Here is a 25,539-nt window from a genome sequence, read left to right as displayed (position 1 = left end):
ATGTATATCAAACGGATTTTTATAGGCTGTGTCGTTGTATTGGTAAGTGCTTGCCAGTCCACCTCTAGGCCTGATCCTGTAGAAGCTAAGCAAGCTATCTCTGAAGCGCAAAAACCAGTGCCGTCTACGATAAAAGCGCCAGAATTACCCGCAGAAGTGCAAGCAGAGCTAATGCCAGAACTTGGCTTGCAGCAAGGAGACTTGCTTCAGGTTGAGCATCGCTTTGACGTAAATGCGCGTAATGTAGACGCAAAAACCTTCTTCCCTGCTTTGATTAAAGGCTCGCCTCTTAGCGTGGCGATGCATCCGGGCGTAGAGGGTAAAATTACCTTAAAACTCAAAGAAGTGACCTTAAAAGAAGCCATTGATGTGGTGTCTGACATGTATGGTTACGACGTTAAACGTAGCGGTAAAATATTACATGTTTACCCTGCGGGAATGCGTATTGAAACTATTCCACTTAACTACTTAATGTTAGAGCGTTATGGCTATACCCGTACCCGCATTAATTCGGGGGGTATCACTGGTGGCGATAGCGATAATAATAGCTCGAGCAATAATTCTTCGAATAACTCGTCGAATAACAATTCATCTAGTAATAACTCCAGTAACAACAATAACAGCAGCCGTAATTCTAATCGGAGTGACAGTTTTAACGGCACTAAAATTGAGTCTGCGACTGAAACACGTTTTTGGTATGAGCTTGAAGAAACCTTACGCGGCATGATTGGCATTAGTATGCGTCGAGATCGTGGCAACGATACCTCTTACGCCAATGACGGCCGCATGGTAGTTGTTAGCCCACAAGCTGGTTTGGTTACGGTGCGCGCTTTTCCAGATGAAATTCGTACCATTAAAACCTTTTTGGCTAAGTCTGAAAGAAACTTGCAGCGTCAAGTGATTTTAGAAGCCAAGATCATTGAAGTCACCTTAAGTGATGGTTACCAACAAGGTATTGATTGGACCAACGCCGGTGATGTGATTGGCTCAACAGAAGTATTGTTTAACAATACCTCGCAAATTCCTGGTGATGCGATTAGTGCAATATTAGGGGGCGGTGGCGCATTAACCGTTACCGATGGCAACTTTCAAGCTGTGGTGAGTTTGTTGCAAACTCAAGGTGATGTGAACGTACTGTCTAGCCCGCGCATTACGGCGTCAAATAACCAAAAAGCTGTTATTAAAGTGGGTACCGACGAGTACTTTGTTACTGACGTATCAAATACTACTATCTCGGGCACCAACCCAGTGACCAACCCCAGCGTAGAGTTAACACCATTTTTCTCGGGTGTTGCTTTAGATGTTACTCCACAAATTGACGATAACGGGCAAGTGCTGCTGCACGTTCATCCCTCGGTGACAGAAGTTAAAGAGCAACGCAAAGTGATTAGCTTTGGTAGCTCTAGCGAGCAACTCGATTTGCCCTTAGCCCAAAGTGATATTCGTGAAACCGATACGGTTATTAAAGCGAACTCTGGCGATGTGGTAGTGATTGGTGGCTTGATGAGCTCCAAACAGGAAGAGATTATTTCTAAAGTGCCGTTTATTGGCTCTATTCCTGGCTTGGGCGAGTTGTTTACCAACAGAGCGATATCGAGCAAAAAAACCGAATTAGTAATTTTGATTCAGCCTACAGTGGTGACCGAAGATACTTGGCAAATTGAGCTACAGAAGTCTCAGGATTTGCTGAACACTTGGTATCCAGAAGAAAACTAGGCGGCATAAGTGGCAGTATATCTGGAACATTTTGGACTTTCGCAAGCACCGTTTGGTTTAACGCCGAACACGGGTTTGTATCAGGCTTTATTACCTCATGACGAGGCGATACAGGTACTGCAAACTGCGCTTAAATCTGGCGAAGGTTTTATTAAAGTCAGTGGCGAAGTGGGTACCGGTAAAACGTTGCTTTGTCGCAAACTGCTTAATGAAATGAGCGATGAGTACCAGTTTGCTTACTTGCCTAATCCTTGTTTATCAGCTGAACAAATCCATGCCGCATTAGCCAACGAATTGGGCTTGAAGGTCGACCCAAGCGCCTCTTCGCACAGTTTATTGGAACAGATTCATCACTGCTTAATTGAATTAGCCAGTCAACAGCGACCAGTTGTATTATTGATTGATGAAGCTCAGGCCTTAAGTGACGAAGCATTAGAAGTGATTCGGCTGCTTGGAAATTTAGAAACAGAACAACGTAAATTATTACACGTAGTCCTGTTTGGCCAACCAGAGCTAGATGAGCGCTTAGCCAGCCAGCAACTTCGCCAATTACGCCAACGCATCACATTCTCGTACCGTTTACGCGCCTTAGAAAAGGATGAGGTGGCTAGTTACATTCAGCATCGCTTACATTTAAGTGGTTACCGTGGTGGGCCGTTGTTTACTGCAGGGTCATTAAAACTACTAACTCGGGCAAGCCGCGGAATACCGCGTTTAATTAATATATTAGCCCACAAGGTATTGATGCTGTGTTACGGCCAAGGTGCTCAACAAGTTAGTGTCAATATGGTGAAAACCGCCGTACAAGATACCGAGGATGCGGCGTTACCAGCAGCTAAAACCGCGTTGTTGGTGTTGGGTTTCTCCGCATGTTTCTTGCTTGGTTTAGTTATTTGGTGGGGAGCACTACGATGAGTGTCATCAATCAAATGCTGAAAGATTTAGATAAGCGTCAGCAAACTAACCCGCAAAGTATGGCACCACTGGTGGAAGAGTCAGGCCGCAGTGCTAGAGCCTACATCCTTATGGGTTTAGTGTTAATTGCATTAATGATTTCCGCTTGGTTGGCGCTTCGTTACTTTACCAACTTAGAATTAAAAAGTGACGTTGAAGTAGTGACGGAAGCAACGAACAACAGTTCGCTCTCCATTTCTCCCGAGACTGAACAGCTTCAAGCAGTAGCTGCTGCGATAGACGTTGAGTTAAACGAGCCTACAAGCAGTGCTGAGCTGATAGTAGAACCAGTGGATACCTTGAGCATTAATGACTTACCACCGGAGATAACTACTGAGTTGGAGTTGGTTGCGACTCCAGAGCCTAAATCAGACGTTGAACAGACGCTACCAACTCCCACCGTTGAGGTTGAGCCAGAAAAGATAACGACGCCAAATGATGCTATTGCTTCTGATGAGGTCGTTGAAGCTAGAGTTGAGCGTGAACCTGAAGCTAACAAACCTGTAGAAACAGTAGAACGTCAAGCTCAGCTTTCTAAGAAAATAGAAAGTGACGAGTCGAGCTTGGAAATAAAACCTCTGAAACTTAACCGAGAGCAACAAGTTGCCTTGTACACTCGGCGCGGTTTTCAAGCATTAGACAAAAATCAATTAGTAGAAGCGCGCTTAGAGTTTAATAAAGCTTTACAGCTCGATCATCAAGCACATGAAGTGAGAGAGCAATTAGCCGCCTTAGAGTTTGGCCGTGGCAACGCAAGTGCTGCTGTGAGCTTGTTAGAGGAGGGGGTTCAACTTAGCCCATTGCGTGGTTCATTTAGAGTAATGTTAGCGCGTATCTTTGTGCAACAAGAAAACCTGCCGCAAGCCATTTACTATTTAGAGAGTGCCGAACCTGAGGTGAGTGGCAATGTAGATTACTACGCCATGTTAGCCGGCCTAGCGCAAAACCTGAACAAACAAGATCTGGCCTTAAGTGCTTATCAAAAACTGGTGAAGCATGAGCCGAGCCGCGCGCGCTGGTGGATGGGTTATGCCATTGCCAACGACAAGTTAACTCATTACAACGAGGCGTTAGCCGCCTATCGCCAAGCGGAACTGATGGGACAGCTTTCTAGTCATTCACGCGATTTTGTCGCAAACCGTATTCGACAGTTGGAGCAATAAACATGGCGCAACCCAAATTACGAATGCGTTTAGGTGACTTGCTGGTGAGTGAGCAAGTTATTAGTGAGCCTGAGTTAATGAGCGCATTGGCTCAACAAAAGCAAACCGGGCGAAAGTTAGGCGCGACATTAATTGAACTTGGGGTTATTGCCGAAGTGCAGTTACTGGAGTTTTTGGCTCGCCAACTCGGTATTCCTTTTGTCGATTTAGCTCAAGTGTCTGTAGACGCTAATGCAGTGGTTATGTTGGGTGAAGTCCACGCTCGACGCTTACGAGCTTTGGTCATTCATAAAGATGGAGACGTAATTACGGTCGCCATTTCTGACCCTGCCGATCTCTCGGCTATTGATACCTTAGCCGGATTATTAGCGCCAAGTCAGCTTAAATATGTAGTAGCTCGTGAATCACAAGTGGTAGAAGCTTTTGACCGCTTTTATCGCCGTACTCGTGAAATTGAAGGTTTTGCCCAAGAGCTAAAAGAAGAATATGCCAGCGCCGATGAGTTTGATATTGGTTTGGCTACTGCCGATGACGAAAGTAACGAAACCACCGTTGTTAAGCTGTTGCAATCCTTGTTTGAAGATGCGGTACAAGTTGGTGCGTCAGATATTCATATTGAGCCAGACGACAAAGTATTACGGATCCGCCAACGGGTAGATGGCGTACTACAAGAAAGTGTATTAAACGAAGTGCAAATTGCCTCGGCCATGGTGCTGCGTTTGAAGTTGATGTCTGGGTTAGATATTTCTGAGAAACGTTTACCACAAGATGGCCGCTTTAATATTAAGGTACGTGGCCACTCTATTGATGTACGTTTATCTACCATGCCTATTCAGGCAGGTGAATCGGTAGTTATGCGCTTGCTCGATCAGTCTGCGGGCATTTTGTCTTTAGAGCAAACCGGTATGCCGCCCGACATTATGGAACGTTTCCGTCGCCAATTGCATCGCCCTCATGGCATGATCGTGGTAACAGGGCCAACCGGTAGTGGTAAAACCACCACTTTGTACGGGTCTTTAAGTGAGCTTAATCAGCCAGAATCAAAAATTATTACCGTAGAAGACCCGGTTGAATATCGTCTTCCTCGGATTAACCAAGTACAAGTAAACACCAAAATTGGTCTCGACTTTTCCAGTATTTTACGGACAACTTTGCGTCAAGATCCCGATATTTTGCTAGTGGGCGAGATGCGTGACCAAGAAACCGTAGAAATTGGCTTGCGTGGCGCTTTAACCGGTCACTTGGTGCTTACCACTTTGCACACTAACGATGCCATTACTAGTGCCCTGCGTTTAATTGATATGGGCGCAGCGGGTTATTTGGTAGCAAGCTCCTTAAGAACCATTCTTGCTCAACGTTTAGTTCGTCGTTTATGTGACAACTGCAAACAAGAGCAAGCCGCCACGTTAGAAGAAAAAGTCTGGCTAGAGCACATCAGTAGCCAAGATTTAAGTCAGCAAGTTTTCTTTAAAGGCCGAGGTTGTCAAACCTGTAATTACACCGGATACAAAGGTCGAATTGGTGTATTTGAAATGCTTGAGTTAAACGAAGCAATGATGGAGTGTTTGCGTCGTGATGACCCCGATGAGTTCTCCAAAGTCGCCAAAGCGTCTGAGCAATATAGACCTCTCTCTTTAGCCGCCTTAGATTACGCCAAACAAGGTGTTACCTCTATTGAAGAAGTGCTGCGTTTAGTGGAAGAAATTGATGTTTACGGCAGTGTAGTGAATCAAGCTGAAGAGTCTGTGTAATGGCTATTTTTCGCTATCAAGTTCGCGATAGCACAGGTCGCCTAATTAACGGCGATATTGAGGCGGCTAATCAAAATGCTGCTGCAGAAAGTTTACTTCGTCGCGGCTTAACGCCGATTAAAATTGCCGAAGGAAAAGTGCAAGGCGAGGGTTTTGGTAGTTTAGATGTCAGTAGCTTATGGGAAGGGCGAATTAAAATTGATGAGTTGGTGGTATTCACTCGTCAAATGTACTCACTAACCAAAGCTGGCATACCCATTATGCGGGCGATAAATGGCCTAGCCGAAACGGCTCACAGCAAGCTATTACGCCGTTCCTTGGCGGGGGTATCGGATGCGCTAAGTAGTGGGCGGGCGTTATCCACATCAATGGCGGAATACCCAAAAGTATTCTCACAGTTGTTTGTAAGTATTGTGCATGTGGGCGAAAATACTGGCCAACTAGAGCAAGCGTTTTTGCAGTTATCACAGTACTTAGAATTAGAAATGGATACTCGAAAGCGGATTAAAACCGCGATGCGTTATCCCACTTTTGTGATTTTGGCGATTGTTATCGCCATGGTGATTTTGAATATATTTGTTATTCCACAATTTGCTGAAATATTTGGTCGATTTAATGTGGAGTTACCCTTAGCTACCAGAATATTGATAGGAACGTCGAACTTTTTTGTGAACTTTTGGCCGCTGTTATTAGTGTTAGCAATTGGTTCGGTGTTTTTGGTGAGATGGTATGTAGCCACTCCTAAGGGGCGGATGTTGTGGGATAAAACCCGCTTGCGTTTACCGGTGGTTGGCTCGGTGATTGAACGTTCTTTATTAGCGCGCTTTTCTCGTAGTTTTGCCATGATGTTGGGCGCAGGCGTTCCGTTAAATCAAGCTTTATCACTAGTGGCCAGTGCGGTAGATAATGCCTTTATGGCAGAGCGTATTGTAGAGATGCGCCGAGGTATTGAACGCGGAGAGAGCTTGTTACGCAATGCCATCGCTAGCGAGTTGTTTACGCCCTTGGTATTACAGATGATTTCGGTGGGTGAAGAAACCGGCCAAGTGGATGAATTGCTGACCGAAGCTGCTGAGTTTTATGAGCGTGAAGTGGACTATGATTTAAAGAGTTTAACCGCGCGAATTGAACCAATACTAATTAGCGTGGTCGCAGGTATGGTGCTAATTCTTGCTTTGGGTATCTTTACGCCAATGTGGGACATGATGCGTGCAGTTCGAGGTGGTTAAGTGAATCGGCAAGATTTACTGGAAAATAACCGTTCTCGCTTCAGCTGGATTGTGACATTCTGCATAGTTTTATTAGTCGTATTATTGCTTTTAATTAGCTTTGTTAGGACAATTGAGCAAGCAGAGCAGCAAGTTGTAGAAGAATATACTCAAACTTGGGTCAATCAGTTAGCGCAGGTTCACGGTTTATGGATCGCCAGATTTAGACCCGAGTTCTTAGAGGTAAATCTTTATCAACTCGATAGTTTAACCGGTGAACAAAAGGCACTAGAACCGATCACGCTTAGAATGACTAAGTCTGGTTGGCCCGTCGTTAGCAGTCGACAAGATTGCTTGGTTTTATGGCAGCAAATAGTGGGTGTTGAGTTGAGTTTTGAAGGGAAGGCAAGTGATGCTGAATTTTTACAGCAGCGTTGTTATTTTACCTTTGAGCAGTTAGCGGTGATGGTGTACAGCCCGCAACAAGGTTCGATTACAAAGGAATGGCTGTAAAGCTGATTTGAGGAGTAACTAACAAGTGACAATTTATCCTAGCCTAAGTGCTAACAAATACAGGCAAGTCGGCTTCTCATTGATCGAGTTGGTGATTGTTATTGTGGTGTTGGGGATCCTCGCTGTTACCGCATTACCACGATTTTTGGATGTAACAGAAGAAGCCAAGGTAGCCAGCCTTGAGGGCGTAGCGGGTGGGTTTGCTACAGGCGTTTCTTTAGCGCGAGCGCAATGGGAAGCTGAAGGTCGACCGAGTGAAAACGGTAAGAATGCCGTGATTTACGATACTCAGAAGGTGTATTTAACAACCCCTACTGCTGCTCAAATATCTAACGGTAGTGTTGCGCCTGGTTACCCTGTAACCAGCGATGATGAAGATGTTGACCCTGGCGCGCTTAGCGGCGAAAAGTGCCTAAAAGTATGGGACGCTATTTTACAAAACCCGGCTCGAGCGACTAGCACTTTTGCTGAGGTTGCCGCTCAAGGCGATTATTTTAAGTATTACACCACGGTGACTGGCGCCGCTGAAGCGACCAGATGTATTTTCTACCAAGTTAACTCCTTGGCAAAAAATAGCGATGGGTCTTACGTTGATCCTGGCAATGACGAAGGCTCTTTTAATAACTTTACGTACCAACCCGCCGCAGGGCGAGTTTTTACAAATATTTCTAACTAACGATTTATAAATCAATAATTTTCTAAGGATATAGAAATGAAGACAACTAAACAGCAAGGTTTTACGCTAATTGAATTGGTGATTGTTATCATCATCTTAGGTATTTTGGCTGTGACTGCAGCACCTAAGTTTTTAAACTTACAAACTGATGCTAGGGCTTCAACTCTGAGTGGCTTAGAGGCTGCCTTAAAAGGTGGGGCTAATTTGGTGTATAGTAAAGCTGCGATAAATGGCGTAGAGCGTCAACCTTCGGACTCTGTATCTGATGCGGGTACAACTATCGCTACAGCTTTTGGTTACCCTCAAGCTAACGCTGACTACTTAAACTGGGTGGATGCTAATACTGGCGATTGGGATGCAACTGTGACCGCTGACTCTAATATAGTATTCACTCCTAGCTCGGCAGCTTCTGGTGCAGCTTGTACAGTTACATACACCCAAGCATCGGGTACTGATAACACTGAATTACCAACTTACGTAGTTGATCCTTCTGGCTGTTAATCTTTTTAAGGCTAGCTTCGGCTAGCCTTAACTTCTGAACTATTAGATTGAAAAAAAACTCTAAACCTCATCCTCGACATTCCGGCTTTACCATTATTGAGCTGGTGATTACGCTTATCCTCATTGGCATCCTTGCCATAACAGTACTACCCAAATTTTTCCGCGGTGGCTTTGCTGAAATAAGCCTGCGCGAGCAATTGCTAAGTCGTTTACATTTAGTACAAACCCAAGCAATGAACCATTATCAAGATTGCTTTTTTTTGCAGATAAACAGCGATAATTATTTTTCTGGAGAGCTTGCTACCAACGGCAACTGTATTAACTCTGCTGATTTCTTAGAAGATATCTCTTTTTCTAGCGATCTCACTCTTAGCCAAGGTGTTATTCGTTTTGATGGACTTGGGCGAGTTAGGCTGGTTGATTCTAGCTTATGTTCGCAATTCCCCTGCATCATTAGTGTTCAAGGTGAAGAAACTCACACCATTGTTATAGAGTCAGAGGGCTATATTCATGCGCCCTTGTAAAAGCTACAGAAATAGCGGGTTTACTTTGATTGAGCTGATTGTTGGCATAGTCGTGCTTGCGATTTCGCTTGTAGTCATTACCTCATTTTTAGCACCTCAAGCGGTGCGTAGCATTGATCCTATTTACCAAGTACGATCGGCCGAATTAGGGTCTAGCCTAATGAATGAAATATTGTCAAAGTCATTTGACGAAAACTCGGATCATACTGGCGGAGGCCTGTGGCGCTGTGGTGAAACAGGGCAGCCTGCTTGTAAAGCCGCAGATAGCTATGGTCCGGACGGAGAAACTCGCTCTCAATATAACGATGTGGATGATTACAATACTAATGGTAATTTTGTCGCTATTGACGACAGTTTAGGAACTAACTTAGCCAATATTTACCGTAACTATTCTTATCGAGTGGCTATCGATAGTTCCGAAAATGGCATTAATGCAGCTAAACGCATCGATTTGTGGATAAGGGCGCCTAATGGCGCTGATTACGCCTTTAGTGCTTATCGGTGGAATTACTAATGACTAAGCAAATGGGTTTTACGCTTATTGAACTCGTCATTACCATGGTGTTATTGGCAATACTGGCGATTGCTACCACCGACTTTTTGCGTACTGGCAGCCTTATTTACCGTCAAAGTGCTGATAGACAGGTGTTGCTAGGTGAGGCGCGTTTTGCCATTGAGCGCCTAAACAGAGAGTTGCACAATAGTTTACCGAATAGTGCTCGCTTAGATCCTAATGGGGCCGGTATCACTGATTATTGTTTGAGTTTTGTGCCTACCATCTCGGCGCATACTTATATTGACATTCCTGTTGCCCCGAGTAGTTCGGCGTCAGCAGCGGTAGTTACTTCACCAAGTCAACCATTGAGTATCTCTACCGCAGAACCAGCCTGGCTAAGCACTTACATACTCAACTCCGATGAAGTGCTACTGGCGTCTGGAGGTTTGGTAAACGCAGGCTGTAATTCTGCAACTGGCAAAGTGTTTTGCTTAGCTAACATAAGTGAAGATGCTAGCTCGGGAGCCAGTACCCTAGGTTTTTCCGATTCTTCAAATAATGCAACATCAGTGAGTTTTACTACTGACTCACCCTCACAGAGAACTTTTATATTGGGGGAGCCGATTCGCTATTGTGTTGAAAACAATCGCTTGCTGCGTTTTCAGCCAGCTGACAGTGGTACCGGTGTACTAATGGCGAGTAAACTCGAAAACCCTAGTACCGTGCAACCCTTTCAGGTGGTACAGCCTAGCTTGACCAGAAACGGCTTAGTGAACTTACGCTTGCGGTTTGTTGAAAATAATGAGGTAGTGGAATTTAATCATGACATCGTCATTCTCAACCAGCCTTAAGCAGGGACAACTAGTTAGCCACACTGCTAAGCAGCAGGGTAGTGCGTTGGTGATTGCGATTTTTGTGATTGTGGTGATGGCGTTAATTAGTGCTGCATTAACGGTGATGCTACAAGATACCTCTCGCAATGCAGCTTGGGATGTATTAGGTACTCGTGCCGAGTTAGCCGCTTATTCTGGCTTAGAACAAAGCTTGTCTGAACTGTTTCCTTTAAATACACCGAATACAACCCCAGGAAATTGCAACGATGTGACGCCGAATCCTACTTTAAATGGGCAAGCTTTTGGTAGCTGCAGTGTGGCAGTTACCTGTCAACAAAACGATATAGCGCAATTAAATGCGCGCTTTTTTGATTTGCAAGCCACCGCTTCTTGCGGCTCTGGTGAGGTTCTCGTCCAACGTTCTCAACAAATTCAAGCGAGGAGCGGCTTATGAGATTAACGGCACTAATTAGCCCTCTTCTTATTAGTCTTCTGGTGATTCCTCAGTTAGCTTTAGCCGTTGATTGTGTAGACGTATTTACCAGCCCTATAGCATCTTCACAAAATAATCGTCGTTTGGAGATAAATTGGTTAGCGCGTGTCTATGGAAGCAATCAAGGGCGATTAGATATAGCTAGCGTTGATAAAGTTAGCTCGTCAGATGGAAATACTTGTCCTGATGCCAATACCGATTGTGTGGCTAGCGGAAGTTTAGCCTCGGCGGGTAGCAATGTTAATATTGAAAAAATTAACAACGGGCAGTCCGTTAATGTGGGTTATCAACAAACGGTCACGCTTGGATCAGGAAGCTATAACACAAATAATTTTGCAGATATTCAAGGGGCTACTCAAAGTACTATCAACTTTTCTAGTGATCGTAATGAGTATTTTATTGAGAATGTGAATGTAGGTTATCAATCTGCTTTACGCCTCACGCCAGGGACGTATTGGATAGATGGTGATTTTACCATCGGCCAGGAGGCCACACTAGAATTGCTTGGCTCCAGTGGTACGATAAAAATATTTGTGGGTGGCAACGTCACCGCAGGTTACCAAGCTAAGTTGAATGTAAATGGCGACCCTTTACGTTTGGCCATTTATACCCGAGAGGGCATCGATTTAGCCAATGAAACTGAGTCTGCTTTTATTGGTTACGCTAGACGGAACATTGCTTTAAATTACCAAGCCGAATTAGAGGGGGCGTTATTCACCCAGCAACGCGATGTGGTAATGGTAAACGAGTCGATTGTTCGAGGAATTGCTAATCCAGGAGAAGTTGATTTTTCTCCTCTGTGTAATAGTAGCGTGACAGAACCACTTCTATTGCAGTTTGGCAGCGCTGGCGCAGGGCAAAATGGTGGTACGGTTACATTTGACCAAACTTATCTGTCTAAACCTCTAGTCTTTTTGATGACGCCTATCGATGCTAACGATCCAAACAATGACGGACCGGTAGCTGCGCTAGTCACCAGTGTAGATGTTGATAAATTTACATGGGTACGACAAGAGCCTCCTTTCAACTCCACGGCATCAAAAAACATAGAAGCAGTAGATTGGATTGCTGTTAATGAAGGTGAGCATTTTCTCGAAGACGGCACTGAGTTAAGAGCGGGCAAGATAAGCACCAATACTGCTTTTCCGTTTCCCGACAGAGACTATTTTAATGTAGATATGCCCAACAATTTGTCGGTGGTGTTGCATCAAAGCCAGTCGCGTAACAACAATTGCTGGCTCACCACCACGTCAGAATATAACAATAATGGTATTCGCTTAGCGATTGATAACAGTGAAGCCTACGACTTCCGCTTTTTCGCACGTTATTGTAACTCACAAAATGACTCAATTTATTACACTGACTTACAAGATGAAACCGTCGCCTACCTCGCAACAGAGCCAGTAGTAGGAGCCATTACTGTAGATAATGAAGTCATTAATTATCAATTTGGTAACTCGTTAACTCACGGTAGTGGTGGAAGCACTATTACACCGCAAGCAACGTGTGATTACACCACTCCTTATCAAAACAACTTGTTCTCTTCGCCGCCTATATTGGTGGCCAGCAAAAATGAACGTAGAGGTAACAATGGCGGTTGGTTGAGACGCTGTCAGCACAACGCGGCTGATTTCTCAATGATTACAGAGGAAGACCAATACCTTGATAATGAACGAAGCCATTTAGCGGAAAGCTACAGCTACATGGCATTTAGTTCTAATGCTTCGGTGGCTGTTCCTGGGCTCAATATATCTGCTCAGGACTTTGGTTTAACCTGTGATATACATGGGGTGACCATTCAAGCAACTCTTGATGGGCAAGTGGATCAAAGTTTTGTAGGAACGGTGAATCTATCCACCTCCAGCAATAAAGGTACCTGGTCGAAAGGAAACGGACTAGGCAACCTAGTACCAGAAAATAACAACGGCAAAGCAAGTTATGGTTTCGCTGCTGCTGATTTAGGTGAGGTGAGTTTAGGTTTATTCCATCCTCTGGAAGGCCCCGTAACTATAACTGTTGTAGATGGCACGGTAGGTGATTCTACCCTAGTAACTTTCAATGCTTATGGTTTTGAAGAAAAACTGGTGGGAGCATGGGGCGAGAATCCTCATAAGGCAAATACAGAGTTTAAATTACAACTTACAGTTGTGGGTAAAGACCCTGATGGAACCGAGTGTCGCCCAATCACTAATTATGAAGGGCAGAAGAATCTTCGTTTTTGGACTGATTATACGCTACCAGCATCTGGCACTCGGCAGTTAGCAGTAAAGAACCAAAGCACCAATAGTTATGTGGATGTAAGCACTACCCAAGCACTACGTACAGCAGTGGCTATTAACTTTGTTGGTGGTTTAGCAGAAATAGATCTTCGGTATCCAGATGTAGGCCGATTAGGCATTAATTTTTGGGATGAAGAGGGCTCTGTGGTGGATGGAAATACCACTACCTTGTTAGGCATTGCTAGCGCTGAATTGATACCAGATAGATTTGAGTGGGCGTTGATTGAAAATGAAGTCAACGAAACTAACCCGAGTTCAAGTAATGATACAGTGCCATTTGCCAGGGCTGGCACGCCTTTTAAATCTTGGTTAGCGGCGCGAATAGCAAATTGCACACCGTCTTCGGTAACCGATTCTTCATGTGATGCGGCTAATTTTATCGCTGACACCGATAAGCTTGGGCTCAAAGCTGATCTCGCCTCGCCAGATAGTGGCGTATTAGGCACATTTAATGATGGCGTTATTGTCAGTCAGATTGCCGGCATCGTGGTGGTTGACGAAAACGAGTACCACGAGGTGGGAAGTATCAATTACTCCGGTTGGATCAGCGAGTATCTGAATTACACTTTTGTTTATCCTGACGGTACAGATCTATCGACTGTTATAGATTATGACGTCAGTGTGGCAAATACTGAGGTGGGTATGTTTTACCCTCATCACTTTGAAATGTCGTCGGCAGTGCTAGGGGCAGCATGTACTGTAGGGGACTTTAGTTATATTGGCCAGAAAGAGCAAAAAGTGACTTGGATATTACAAGCCGAGAGTGCTAATGGCTCGATCACAGAAAATCACACAAATGGTGGTTTCCCAGTAAATACTGATTTTAGCCGTTGGCAGTTTAATAGTAGCTCTAGCATCTCTGGTTTCGACGATGGGTTGGAGATTGATGATGCTAGCGCTTTATGGACCCAAGGCGTATTTGCGCAAACCGATGAAGTAATGGCTGGTTTGTTAAAACCTTTAGTGGCACAAGCCCCAGTAACAGATGGCAAGTTACGCTTGTTTTACAATCTATATTTTGATCATGCGACTTTGCTTAGTGCAGATATTGTTTCCGATCCTGATGCTGGTGGTTTTGATTGCGGTATAGATTCTGATGAAGGTTCTTATTGTGATTTAGGCACCGTACCAGAACTACGCCATGGCCGCATAAAACTCAACAACGGCTTTGGTTCTGAGTTGCAAGCGATTGCCGTCACTGGTGATTTACAGTACTTCGACGGTACTCAGTACATTCGCAATACCGAAGACGCTTGTAGTAACTTAAATCTTGCACCTCTAGATTTTTCTCCTAAAACAGATGCTACAAATGCAACGGTAGGTGGCGGTACTTCAACTGTTAGTCTCCGTAGCCCTGGTATTGCTAACCAAGGTGTCATTTGGGTCGACTTTACCGCTCCGGGCGAAGGTAACACTGGTAGTGTCGATTATTGGTTTAACCTAGACACTAACTTGAATTGGTTACGCGAAGATTGGAATGGCAATGGAAGCTTTGAGAGTGCAGACGACGCAGCAGGTGCTGGACAAGTCACCTTTGGTATTTTCCGACAAAGTGACAGGGTTATTTATCGCCGGATGCTATAAATCTTAAGTTTTGTATGAAAAATGTACACCTTGGTTCAAAGATATTGGATTAGCTAGGTGATAGTCTTCACTATCCTTGGCTTCTCTCTATAGTATGCTTGCTCATCGGTGCCTGCGTTGGTAAAGTGAGCCAAGTTTTAATCGCGTATCATCGACACTATTTCTCAGGATTTTCCCAGCTATGTTTAAAAAGCTTCGAGGCTTGTTTTCTAACGATTTGTCTATCGACTTAGGAACAGCTAATACACTTATTTATGTTAAAGATCAGGGGATCGTTCTTAACGAACCTTCAGTAGTGGCGATTCGCCAAGAGCGCGCTGGCAGCCCAAAAAGTGTAGCAGCGGTAGGACATGCCGCTAAGCAAATGCTCGGACGAACTCCAGGTAACATATTAGCGATTCGCCCAATGAAAGACGGGGTAATTGCAGATTTCTACGTGACAGAGAAAATGTTACAGCATTTTATCAAGCAAGTGCATGACAACAACTTCTTACGTCCTAGTCCTCGAGTTTTAGTGTGTGTACCTTGTGGTTCTACTCAGGTTGAGCGTCGAGCTATTCGTGAATCGGCCATGGGAGCAGGTGCGCGTGAGGTTTATCTTATTGATGAGCCAATGGCTGCAGCTATTGGTGCCGGTTTGCCGGTATCTGAAGCAACTGGTTCTATGGTGGTGGATATTGGTGGTGGTACCACCGAAGTGGCTATTATCTCGTTGAATGGCGTGGTGTATTCATCTTCAGTACGTATTGGTGGCGATAAATTTGACGATGCCATTATAAACTACGTGCGCCGTAACTACGGCAGCCTAATTGGTGAAGCAACCGCTGAGCGCATCAAACATGTGATTGGCTCTGCTTATCCGGGAGATGAAGTTCGTGAAATTGAAGTACGTGGTCGTAACCTAGCCGAAGGTGTTCCAAGAAGCTTCACTTTAAACAGCAATGAAATTTTAGAAGCACTGCAAGAGCCGCTTTCCGGTATTGTTAGTGCAGTAATGGTTGCCCTTGAGCAAAGCCCACCAGAGCTTGCCTCTGACATTTCTGAGCGTGGTATGGTACTCACCGGTGGTGGCGCACTCGTGCGTGACTTAGACCGTTTACTCATGGAAGAAACGGGTATTCCAGTTGTGGTTGCAGACGATCCGCTAACTTGTGTGGCGCGTGGTGGCGGTAAAGCTATCGAAATGATCGACATGCACGGCGGCGACTTATTCCACTACGAATAAGCTGCTGTAGCACGGGCACAGTATTGTGCCCGTTGCTTTATTTGAAACAACTCGACAACTACTCAGGTAACGACCGATGAAACCTATCTTCGGCCCAGGTCCATCTCTAGAGCTTCGCCTTGCGCTCGCTGTTGTATTGTCAATTTCTTTGATTTTTATCGATAGTAAACTGATAGCCTTCAAACAGGTTCGTGTTTATTTACATTCCGCTGTAAGCCCTCTGCAATACATTGCTAACATGCCGGGTCAACTTATGGACTCGATGTCTAATCAAGTGATTACTCGTGAACAGCTCAAACGAGAAAACAGCTCCTTAAAAGAACAGTTGATACTTAACCGAGCAGACCAACTGTTAATGGAAAGCCTTGCTAAAGAAAATACCCGCTTGCGCGCGTTATTAGGCTCACCAGTCCGAAATGACAGCCGTAAGCTGGTGGCTGAAATTATGGCGGTAGATTCAGATCCTTTTTCTCACCAAGTGGTGATAGATAAAGGCAAATTGGATGGCGTGTACGAAGGTCAGCCGGTGATTAACGATATCGGTGTTATTGGCCAAGTATTACATGTAGGCACGACTACTAGCCGAATATTACTCATTACTGATGCTAGCCATGGTATTCCGGTGCGGATTGCTCGTAACGATATTCGCGCCGTAGCCACCGGTACTGGTGAGCTCAGTCGATTACAGCTACCACATATTCCGCGCAGTACTGACATTGGTGAAGGTGATGTGTTAGTAACCTCTGGTTTAGGTGGAGTGTTTCCTGAAGGGTATCCGGTAGCGGTAGTGAATCGATTCGACTATCAAGAAGGTAAACCCTATGCCGATGTGGTGGCGACACCGGTGGTTGAATTAGATCGCTTGCGCTACCTATTGTTGATTTGGCCCTAAGTTTGAGTGGCAGTATAAAGGCACAACATGATTGAGAAGATTAATGGCCGTGGCGCCATTATTGGCAGTTTGTTTATCGCATTAATTTTAGCGATTATTCCGCTACCCTTAGTGGCCGATGCGTTCCGCCCTGATTGGGTATTGGTATGTGTTTTTTATTGGACCATTGCCTTACCGCATCGCAGCAATGTGGGCGTCGCTTTTGTTGTAGGGTTCATTCTCGATATATTGCTAGGCTCCACTTTAGGCGTTAGAGCATTGGCGATGTCTATTGTGGCGTATATTGTCGCAACTAACTTTACCCGTTTACGCAATTTTTCAGTGTGGCAGCAAGCTCTGGTTGTGGGTGGTATGACTGGTTTAGCCAAAATTGTAGTGTTTTGGGCTGAATACCTAGTGCAAGATATTCAGTTACCTGCGGGGTACTTTTACCCAGTGATTACTACATCTGTGGCTTGGCCTTGGATATTTTTGTTGTTACGCAAACTACGTCGCCAATGGAAGATTTCTTAATGTCGTCAACTACACTGATTTTAGCCTCATCCTCACCAAGACGAGTAGAGTTGTTGGCTCAACTTGACTGGCCATTTACCGCTCAAGCTGCTGATATTGATGAAACCCCGATTGTTGGTGAGCTTCCAGAACAACTGGTATGCAGGTTAGCGGAGCAAAAAGCCGCGGCGGTTTATCATCAGCAAAACGATTCTTCTATTGCCGTGTTGGGCTCAGATACTATTGTGGTATGTGATGGCCATATTTTAGGTAAGCCACAAGATGCAAATGACAGCCAACGCATGTTGACTTTACTAAGTGCTAAGCAGCACCAAGTAATGACGGCGGTCAGCCTGTATCATCACTCAAAAGCGCATACGCAGTTAGTCACTACCTCGGTCTATTTTTGCGCTCTTTCTGCCAAACAAATGGTGGATTATTGGGATAGTGGAGAACCTTGTGACAAAGCAGGCAGTTACGCCATTCAAGGTGTAGGTGGTAAGTTTGTCGAGCGTATTGAAGGTAGTTATAGCTCGGTGGTCGGCCTACCTTTGGTAGAGACTGACCGTTTACTTCATTTACATTTAACTCGCTAGGTTATTATGTCAGCAGAATTATTGATCAATGTTACACCTACAGAAACTCGTGTTGCCCTAGTTGATAGCGGGATTTTGCAAGAAACCCATGTTGAACGTGATGCCCGCCGTGGCATTGTGGGTAATATGTATAAAGGCCGTGTGAGCCGAGTATTACCTGGTATGCAAGCGGCATTTGTAGATATAGGTTTAGATAAAGCTGCGTTTCTACATGCTTCTGACATTGTGCCACACACAGAGTGCGTGGATGTTACTGAGCAGGAACACTTTCAAGCAGGCAATATTGCTGAGTTGGTACGCCAAGGCCAAGATATTATGGTGCAGGTGGTAAAAGATCCACTCGGTACCAAAGGCGCGCGTTTAACCACTGATATTACCCTCCCTTCTCGTTACTTAGTGTTTATGCCTGGTAGCAGCCACGTAGGGGTATCGCAGCGCATTGAAAGTGAAGAAGAGCGTGATCGTCTTAAAGAAATCTGTAGTGATTTTGTTGATGATTTAGGTGGCTTTATTATTCGTACTGCTGCCGAAGGAGTAGGTGCCGACGAGCTCGAGCAAGACGCCGCCTTTTTAAAACGAGTTTGGCGTAAGGTACTGCAACGCAAAGAGAGCTCTCCTAGTAAAAGTAAGCTGTATGCAGAACTGAATTTGGCTTTACGTATTATTCGTGATTTTGTGGGCACCCATTTAGACCGAATTCGTGTTGACTCGCGAGAGACTTATGAGCAACTAATTTCTTTTAGCGCAGAATTTGTTCCTGAGTTTACTGAAATTCTTGAGTATTACGCTGGCGACCGACCGATATTTGATTTATTTGATGTAGAAAATGAAATTCAGCGAGCGCTAAAACGCCGTGTAGACTTAAAGTCTGGCGGTTATTTGATTATCGATCAAACCGAAGCGATGACCACTATCGACATCAACACCGGCGCTTTTGTTGGTCATCGAAATCTCGAAGAAACCATTTTTAACACCAATATTGAAGCCACTCAATCTATTGCTCGTCAGCTACGTTTACGTAACCTGGGTGGCATTGTGATTATCGATTTCATTGATATGACCGATTCGGAACACCAGCGCAGAGTACTGCATAGCCTAGAGTTAGCGCTGGCTAAAGATCGTGCTAAAACTAACATTAGTGGCTTCTCGCAACTTGGTTTAGTTGAGATGACACGTAAACGTACTCGTGAAAGTATTGAACATATCCTATGCGGCGAGTGTCCAACTTGTCGTGGCCGCGGCACAGTGAAAACAGTTGAGACTGTTTGCTATGAAGCTTTGCGAGAAATCATTCGGGTTAACCGGGCTTACGACGCCGATAACTTCATCGTGTATGCATCAACCAAAGTAGCTGAAATGCTAATGGGAGATGAGTCGCATAGTTTAGCTGAATTAGAGGTCTTTATTGGAAAGCAAGTACGTGTTCAAACAGAACCTATGTATAGCCAAGAGCAGTTTGACGTGGTGTTAATGTAAATCTATGGCAACTCCTTTTGCTCGCGGAGCGAGAAAGTGCTGGCATGGTTTAGCGTTATTATCGGTTATTGTTGCCGTGTGCTTGAGTATTGCACGCGGCATTTTAAGTTTTGCGACTAACTACAAAGACGACTTAGCGTCTTGGCTGGTGGATGGACAGCAAGCCGATTTAACTATTGGCCAGCTTAGTGCGCGCATGCATAATTTTCGCCCTATGTTGGTATTTGAAGATAGCCAAGTAGCGATTGGAGAAAACCGAGAAACTACCTTCAGTGTAGGCGCATTGATGTTGGAGTTAGATCTCTGGCAAAGTATTGAGCAAGGCCAAGTGGTATTTAAAGACTTGGTGCTCGACCAAGTTAATTTTCAGTTAGCTATTGACCCCCATAGTGCGCGCTCCCAGCGTGATTTTAGCCAAAGTTATCAAGCCATTGCCGATGTATTTCTAGGCCAATTAACTCGTTTTAGCTTAACCAATAGCTTGATAGAAATTGAGTTTCCTGAGCATAGTATGAACTTTGATATCGCCAGTTTAGATTGGGTGAACAATGGTCAACTACACCAAGGAAACGGTGAAATACTTATTGGGCAAGATTTACAAAATGGCCGAATAAGCTTTCGAGTTGACCTGATAGGTGATGCTTCAAATGTAGACTCTTTAAACGGGAAACTATTTGCTAAAGGGCAACAGCTTAACTTAAATGCTATGCCGCGTTTATTAGGACGAAGTTCAGAACATCTAGGTAGTGATTTAAACCTGTCTTTATGGGTTGATTTTGGTGCTGATCAACAGCAACGTTGGGTCGTGCAATGGCAACCTAGTTATGTTTATTGGGGAGCTGACAACGAACAGCATTTGGTTATCGACAGTGGTTTAGCCCAAGGTCTTAAAGTTGCCGATGATTGGCGTATCGATAAGCTGCCCTGGGAGATTAGTGTTAATAGCCTTGACGCTGATTTTTCCCTGCAAGCCTTGCTCAATAAGCAAGGTCAAGCTTGGCGCCTCGCCGAGTTTGACCTAGCCACCTGGTCACCAGCCTTAGTGGCACTGGAACAGGAAGGGGAGATTGCTTGGTCAAGGTTGATCACCGAAGGCCAATTAGACCAGTTGCAACTCAATTACTCACATGCCGACAAAGCCCTGACCTATCAGGCTGATATTTCTGGCTTGAGCACCGTGGGACAATCTTACCTGCCTAGTATTCACGCGCTAAATGCAAACATTCGTGGCGATAAACAAGGTGCTCACTTAAGCTTGCAACAGCAAGGGGCATTCCAGCTCGCAGCTCAATTTATAGAGACTTGGCAAGTACAACAACTTGCATCAGAGATCGAAATTAACTTTGGTGATGCGGGCTTAAGCCTAAAGAGTGACGCCACCCAATTGCTTACTCCTGAATTAGATTTTGCTGGTCAATGGGCGCTTATTTGGCCGGAAAAAGGCAAGTGGCCACTACTGAGTTTAATGGCTAATGCCGAGATTAAAGATGCCGGCAAGGCCTATTGGTATTACCCAAATGTAATGCCGGATAAGGTATTTTCCTACTTAGAAGGCGCACTCTTAGCTGGCGCTGCAAAAGATAGCCAAATCCTTTGGTACGGGCAGTTAAACAACTATCCCTATGACCAACACAATGGCATTTTCCAAGCCTTTGTACCGCTAGATGACGCTACCTTTAAGTTTGATCCAGATTGGCCTGCCTTAGAAGAGTTGCAGCTAGATTTGCTATTTCAGAATGATGGCCTGTTTATGGAGAGTAATAGGGCGCGTTTAGGTGAGGTTCCTGCACAACGTATTAGTGCCAGTATTCCTAAATTTTATAGCGGGTCGGAACTGTTTATTACTGGTGAAATTGCTGGACCAGCCAGTGCGGTACAAGACTATTTACTGCAATCACCGATTGAAGCCTTAAGTGCAAGCCTGCAGCAGCTTCCGTTAGGAGATGGTGATGTAGCGGGTGAAATTTACCTTAATATTCCCCTCTCTGACGGAGATGTTGAGGTAAATGGTCATGTAGACTTCAATGGTAATGGCATTGAAGTGTTACCAGCGGGCATGAGCCTTAGTCAGCTAAACGGCCGCTTGTATTTTCAGAATGAGCAATTGCGTACCAATAACTTATCAGCCCTGTGGCGGGGGATGCCCTTAGACATCAAGTTTAATACTGAAGCGGACGCTGATAATTACCTGCTTAACTTTGATTTAGCAGGGCGATGGCCATTGGTGGAGGCTGAGCGTGCTTTTGGTATTCCACTTACCGAGTACGCAAAAGGTAATTTACGTTGGCAAGGGGATTTAGATATTCGCCTTAAGCCGGAAGGTTTGTTTGATTACAACGGTGACTTTCGAAGCGATTTACTGGGGGTGAGCATGAACTTGCCCGCACCAATGAACAAGGCGTCAACCCTTAGCTGGCCTACTGCGCTTAGCGTTAACGGCGATCACCTTACTAGTAAATTTCAATTAGAGTCTAATCAGTTGGTATCTGCTACAGCAAAAGTAGAGTTTACTGACGACCAAAAGAAGCTGAAATACGCACTGCTTAATTTAGGTGCTGATAACAACTTGTTGTGGGAAGGGGAAGGCTTAGCCATGTCTTTCGATTTTCCTGAGCTGGATCTGGAACCGTGGCTTTTTTGGGCAAAAGAGCAAATTAAATTTACCCCTGAGAAGCCTGAAACAGACTACACCAACGTGAGTTTAGAAGTGCCAGAGTTAATGTTTGTACGAGGCGCGGTCACTAAAGCAACTTTGCTGGAGCAAACACTGGATAACTTTGATATTGCGTTTTTACCGCGCAGTAAAACCCAGTTACAAATAGAGTCCGAGCAGTTAGTGGCTAGCCTTGCGGCACCTAAGCATCCCTCGGTTGAACAGCCAGTAAATATTGTTATTGAAAAGGCGAATTTAGAACAAATTGATTTTGGCCGTTTTGAAGAACAAGTAGAACAAGACTTACAAAAACTGGAGTCACGACAAACTACTTCAGAAACCAGTGGTCGTAGTTTGTTAAAAGTTTTGCCGCCTCTCAAGCTCAGCTGCAGCGGTTGTCAGCTTGGAGATTACCGTTTAGGAAATGTAAAAGTTGATTTGCCGATCGAGAACCAAGCGATGGAAAACGGCCGCTTATGGGTTGATTGGGGACATAGCCAATTAACTTCAGCTTTGTTTTGGAATGCCCCAGACGGAGCCGAGCAAGCTGGCTTAGCAGGTTCTTTTGAGAGCACCAGTATGGAAAAAGTATTTGAGGATCTCGGCCAAGAAAGCCCGCTAAAAGGAACGCCTGCACGTTTCACTTTTGATGTTAACTGGCGCGATAGCTTATTGAGTCCTGAAATGAGCAGCTTAGATGGCAATATCAAGGTTCAAGCCGACAAGGGCGTGGTGACGGAAATGAGCGATAAAGGTACCCGTTTATTAACCTTAGCCAGTTTGGATACTATTCGTCGCCGACTTAAATTGGATTTTAGCGACGTATTTGAAAAAGGCATGCACTTTGACTCATTGAGCGGCAGCATCACCTTTAAACAGGGCGTTGGTAATAATCAGGACTTTTTCTTTGATGGTGTGGCCGGTTCTATGCGAGGCAAAGGCGAGGTTGATTTTCGAGATGGTCAAATTGATTACTTAGTGAGCTACTCTCCTAAAGTTACTTCAAGCTTGCCGGTACTGGCGGCATTTTTGGTCACTCCCGCTACTGGAGTAGCCGTATTGGCTTTATCTAAGTTGTTAGAACCAGTGGTGGAAGTGGTAACTCAAATTGACTTTGCACTCACGGGCAATATTGGCGAGCCAGAGTTGATAGAATTAGAGCGGGTTAAACAAGAAATTAAAGTGCCAGATAAGTTTCGTCCTAAGGAGTCTCGCTGATGAATTTAATTGCCTTGCAAATGACTTCTGGAAGTTCACTGGTGGACAACTTAGCGCAAGCTGAAGAGTTGCTAAAACAGGCCCTGCCACACGCGGGAGATTTGGTATTGTTGCCAGAGAACTTTGCTCAATATGGTGGCGGAGACCAAGCGTATATCAGTATTGCTGAGCCTCTTGCAAATGGCCCTATTCAACAATGGTTAGCCGAACAGGCCAAACGCTATGCTATTTATTTGGTGGCGGGAAGCGTGCCAACACAAGCTGATGATAATGCTCGTTGTTATACCTCCAGTTTAGCGTTTTCTCCTGATGGTGAGCTACTGCAGCATTATCATAAATTGCATTTATTCGATGTTGAGGTTGCCGACAACGTAGGCAGCTATAGAGAATCAGATAGTTTTGTTGCGGGCCAGCAGCTTGCTTGGTTTGATATTGATGAAATTCGCGTTGGTATGGCGATTTGTTTTGATTTACGTTTTCCTTATTTATTTCAGCTGCTGCGCCAACAGGGCTGTGATATTGTATTAGTTCCTGCAGCGTTTACTGCGCTAACGGGGGAAGCCCATTGGCAGCCACTGTTACAAGCTCGAGCCATCGAAAATCAGTTATATCTGATTGCTGCAAATCAAACTGGAACACATGATAACCAACGCCAAACATGGGGACACTCGATGATAGTGGATCCATGGGGGCGTTGTTTAGATCTACAAACAAGCGGAATAGCGCCAGCAAGAGCCGAATTTAATCCGCAGTTGTTAAAGCAAGTTAGGGACCGGATGCCCGTGCCGTTGCATGGTCAATTACATTTAGGGTGGAGAGAATAAACACTATGTCGTTTGAAAAAGTCAGTCAGTCATTACTGGTGCCGGGTGGCATTGGCGAGCAAGAATTAACAATGGCGCTGACCGAGGTAGCAAAACACCAAATTGATTACGCTGATCTGTATTTTCAACATAGCCGCCATGAGTCTTGGGTGCTAGAAGACGGCATTGTAAAAGAAGGTAGCTATAACATTGAGCAGGGCGTTGGTGTTCGCGCGATTAGTGGCGAACAAACCGGCTTCGCTTATTCAGATGTGATTAATCAAAGCGCGTTAATTCAAACTTGCCAGGCTGCCCGAGGTATTAGTGCTAAAGCAGGTTCCGCAAAAGTAAAACCGTTTACTCGCGTTAGCGCTGAGCAGTTTTATCAGTCAGACAACCCTTTAGTTAGCTTATCTAACCAACAAAAAATTGCTTTGTTAGAACGTGCAGATAAATATGCGCGAAGCTTAGATTCTTCAGTGACACAAGTGATCGTTAGCTTAAGTGGCGTTTATGAAGAAGTGTTAGTAGCTGCCAGTGACGGTACCTTAGCTGCAGATATTCGCCCGTTAATTCGCTTTAACTGTAGCGTATTGGTAGAGCGAAACGAGCGCCGTGAGCGAGGCTCTGCTGGTGGCGGTGGCCGAAGCAACTATAGCTATTTCTTGGAAGACGTAAATGGCCGCGAACGGGCGATGGGCTTTGTTGATGAAGCCGTACGCCAAGCCTTAGTGAATTTGGAAGCAGTAGATGCCCCAGCTGGACTTATGCCGGTAGTGTTAGGTGCCGGTTGGCCAGGCGTGTTGCTGCATGAAGCGGTAGGCCATGGTTTAGAGGGTGATTTTAACCGTAAGGGCTCCTCTGCCTTTAGTGGTTGCATGGGTGAGCAAGTCGCCTCCAGCTTATGTACAGTGGTAGACGACGGCACGATGGGAAATCGTCGTGGTTCGGTCAGTATCGATGATGAGGGTACGCCAGGCCAATACAATGTATTGATTGAAAAAGGTGTGCTTAAAGGCTACATGCAAGACAAGCACAACGCCCAGCTTATGAATACGCATTCTACCGGTAATGGCCGACGCGAGTCTTATGCCCATTTGCCTCTACCGCGTATGACAAATACTTATATGTTGCCTGGTGAAAGTGAACCCGAAGAGCTTATTGCTTCGGTTAAACGAGGTATTTATGCGCCCAACTTTGGTGGTGGCCAAGTAGATATTACATCAGGTAAATTTGTATTTTCTGCCTCAGAAGCTTACCTCATCGAAGACGGCAAAATTACCGCGCCAATTAAAGGCGCCACCTTAATTGGTAGCGGACCAGAAGCGATGCAGCAAGTGTCGATGGTTGGCAATGACCTTGCGCTAGACCAAGGTGTTGGTGTATGTGGTAAAGAAGGTCAAAGTGTACCGGTAGGAGTAGGACAGCCTAGCTTGAAGCTGGATGAGCTTACTGTAGGTGGTACAGCATAATAAAAAGGGGCGTTAAGCCCC

21 protein-coding genes are annotated in these 25,539 nt (G+C 45.0%); all 21 read left to right on the top strand.

The features are described from left to right. The 21 genes from mshL (at position 1) to tldD (ending at position 25,518) form a co-directional block, all read left to right on the top strand. Positions 1-1,716, top strand: a complete 1,716-nt coding sequence (mshL, locus tag Q4592_RS13725; RefSeq protein WP_303514011.1) for a pilus (MSHA type) biogenesis protein MshL — start codon at positions 1-3, stop codon at positions 1,714-1,716. Between the two features lie 9 nt (positions 1,717-1,725). Then, entirely contained in the window at positions 1,726-2,631 is a 906-nt protein-coding gene (locus Q4592_RS13720; RefSeq protein ID WP_137673622.1) for an ExeA family protein, read from the top strand. Next, positions 2,628-3,833 (top strand): lipopolysaccharide assembly protein LapB, encoded by a 1,206-nt coding sequence (locus Q4592_RS13715; RefSeq protein ID WP_303514008.1) that lies wholly within the window; start codon positions 2,628-2,630, stop codon positions 3,831-3,833. The genes Q4592_RS13720 and Q4592_RS13715 overlap by 4 nt, the downstream gene beginning before the upstream one ends. A gap of 2 nt (positions 3,834-3,835) precedes the next feature. Continuing rightward, complete coding sequence (locus tag Q4592_RS13710) at positions 3,836-5,584, top strand: GspE/PulE family protein (RefSeq protein ID WP_303514006.1); 1,749 nt, start codon at positions 3,836-3,838, stop codon at positions 5,582-5,584. Continuing rightward, positions 5,584-6,813 (top strand): type II secretion system F family protein, encoded by a 1,230-nt coding sequence (locus Q4592_RS13705; protein ID WP_137673625.1) that lies wholly within the window; start codon positions 5,584-5,586, stop codon positions 6,811-6,813. Before Q4592_RS13710 ends, Q4592_RS13705 begins: the two co-directional genes overlap by 1 nt. Continuing rightward, positions 6,814-7,305 carry a hypothetical protein gene (locus Q4592_RS13700; protein ID WP_303514002.1) on the top strand — a complete coding sequence of 164 codons (492 nt, stop codon included), beginning with the start codon at positions 6,814-6,816 and terminating at the stop codon, positions 7,303-7,305. Between the two features lie 25 nt (positions 7,306-7,330). Next, the gene (locus Q4592_RS13695) at positions 7,331-7,981 is read left to right on the top strand and encodes a Tfp pilus assembly protein FimT/FimU (RefSeq protein WP_303514000.1); all 651 of its coding nucleotides are present in this window, start codon (positions 7,331-7,333) and stop codon (positions 7,979-7,981) included. A gap of 36 nt (positions 7,982-8,017) precedes the next feature. Next, a complete protein-coding gene (locus Q4592_RS13690; protein ID WP_303513998.1) occupies positions 8,018-8,482 on the top strand; it encodes a prepilin-type N-terminal cleavage/methylation domain-containing protein in 465 nt (154 codons plus the stop codon). A gap of 47 nt (positions 8,483-8,529) precedes the next feature. Then, positions 8,530-9,006 (top strand): type II secretion system protein, encoded by a 477-nt coding sequence (locus tag Q4592_RS13685; protein WP_303513995.1) that lies wholly within the window; start codon positions 8,530-8,532, stop codon positions 9,004-9,006. Then, a complete protein-coding gene (locus Q4592_RS13680) occupies positions 8,993-9,520 on the top strand; it encodes a prepilin-type N-terminal cleavage/methylation domain-containing protein (protein ID WP_303513992.1) in 528 nt (175 codons plus the stop codon). The genes Q4592_RS13685 and Q4592_RS13680 overlap by 14 nt, the downstream gene beginning before the upstream one ends. After that, on the top strand, positions 9,520-10,353 hold the full coding sequence (locus Q4592_RS13675) for a PilW family protein (RefSeq protein ID WP_303513990.1): 834 nt from the start codon (positions 9,520-9,522) through the stop codon (positions 10,351-10,353). Before Q4592_RS13680 ends, Q4592_RS13675 begins: the two co-directional genes overlap by 1 nt. Beyond that, a complete protein-coding gene (locus tag Q4592_RS13670) occupies positions 10,325-10,789 on the top strand; it encodes a hypothetical protein (protein WP_303513989.1) in 465 nt (154 codons plus the stop codon). The genes Q4592_RS13675 and Q4592_RS13670 overlap by 29 nt, the downstream gene beginning before the upstream one ends. Then, the gene (locus Q4592_RS13665; RefSeq protein WP_303513987.1) at positions 10,786-14,691 is read left to right on the top strand and encodes a DUF6701 domain-containing protein; all 3,906 of its coding nucleotides are present in this window, start codon (positions 10,786-10,788) and stop codon (positions 14,689-14,691) included. The genes Q4592_RS13670 and Q4592_RS13665 overlap by 4 nt, the downstream gene beginning before the upstream one ends. A gap of 181 nt (positions 14,692-14,872) precedes the next feature. Beyond that, positions 14,873-15,916, top strand: a complete 1,044-nt coding sequence (locus Q4592_RS13660) for a rod shape-determining protein (RefSeq protein WP_016400728.1) — start codon at positions 14,873-14,875, stop codon at positions 15,914-15,916. A 76-nt stretch (positions 15,917-15,992) separates the two neighbouring features. Further along, positions 15,993-16,808 carry a rod shape-determining protein MreC gene (gene mreC / locus Q4592_RS13655; RefSeq protein ID WP_137673633.1) on the top strand — a complete coding sequence of 272 codons (816 nt, stop codon included), beginning with the start codon at positions 15,993-15,995 and terminating at the stop codon, positions 16,806-16,808. Positions 16,809-16,835: 27 nt separating this feature from the next. Next, on the top strand, positions 16,836-17,321 hold the full coding sequence (mreD, locus tag Q4592_RS13650; RefSeq protein WP_137673634.1) for a rod shape-determining protein MreD: 486 nt from the start codon (positions 16,836-16,838) through the stop codon (positions 17,319-17,321). Then, positions 17,321-17,896 carry a nucleoside triphosphate pyrophosphatase gene (locus Q4592_RS13645; protein WP_303513979.1) on the top strand — a complete coding sequence of 192 codons (576 nt, stop codon included), beginning with the start codon at positions 17,321-17,323 and terminating at the stop codon, positions 17,894-17,896. Before mreD ends, Q4592_RS13645 begins: the two co-directional genes overlap by 1 nt. A gap of 6 nt (positions 17,897-17,902) precedes the next feature. Beyond that, on the top strand, positions 17,903-19,372 hold the full coding sequence (gene rng, locus Q4592_RS13640; RefSeq protein ID WP_303513977.1) for a ribonuclease G: 1,470 nt from the start codon (positions 17,903-17,905) through the stop codon (positions 19,370-19,372). Positions 19,373-19,376: 4 nt separating this feature from the next. Then, positions 19,377-23,243 (top strand): YhdP family protein, encoded by a 3,867-nt coding sequence (locus tag Q4592_RS13635; protein WP_303513976.1) that lies wholly within the window; start codon positions 19,377-19,379, stop codon positions 23,241-23,243. Next, entirely contained in the window at positions 23,243-24,067 is an 825-nt protein-coding gene (locus tag Q4592_RS13630) for a carbon-nitrogen hydrolase family protein (RefSeq protein WP_303513974.1), read from the top strand. Before Q4592_RS13635 ends, Q4592_RS13630 begins: the two co-directional genes overlap by 1 nt. Before the next feature lie 5 nt (positions 24,068-24,072). Then, complete coding sequence (gene tldD / locus Q4592_RS13625) at positions 24,073-25,518, top strand: metalloprotease TldD (RefSeq protein ID WP_303513971.1); 1,446 nt, start codon at positions 24,073-24,075, stop codon at positions 25,516-25,518. The last annotated feature ends 21 nt before the right edge of the window (positions 25,519-25,539 follow it).

The sequence above is a fragment of the Agarivorans sp. 1_MG-2023 genome (assembly GCF_030548385.1).
GTDB lineage: Bacteria > Pseudomonadota > Gammaproteobacteria > Enterobacterales > Celerinatantimonadaceae > Agarivorans.
This window is presented reverse-complemented; position numbering and strand designations above follow the sequence as displayed.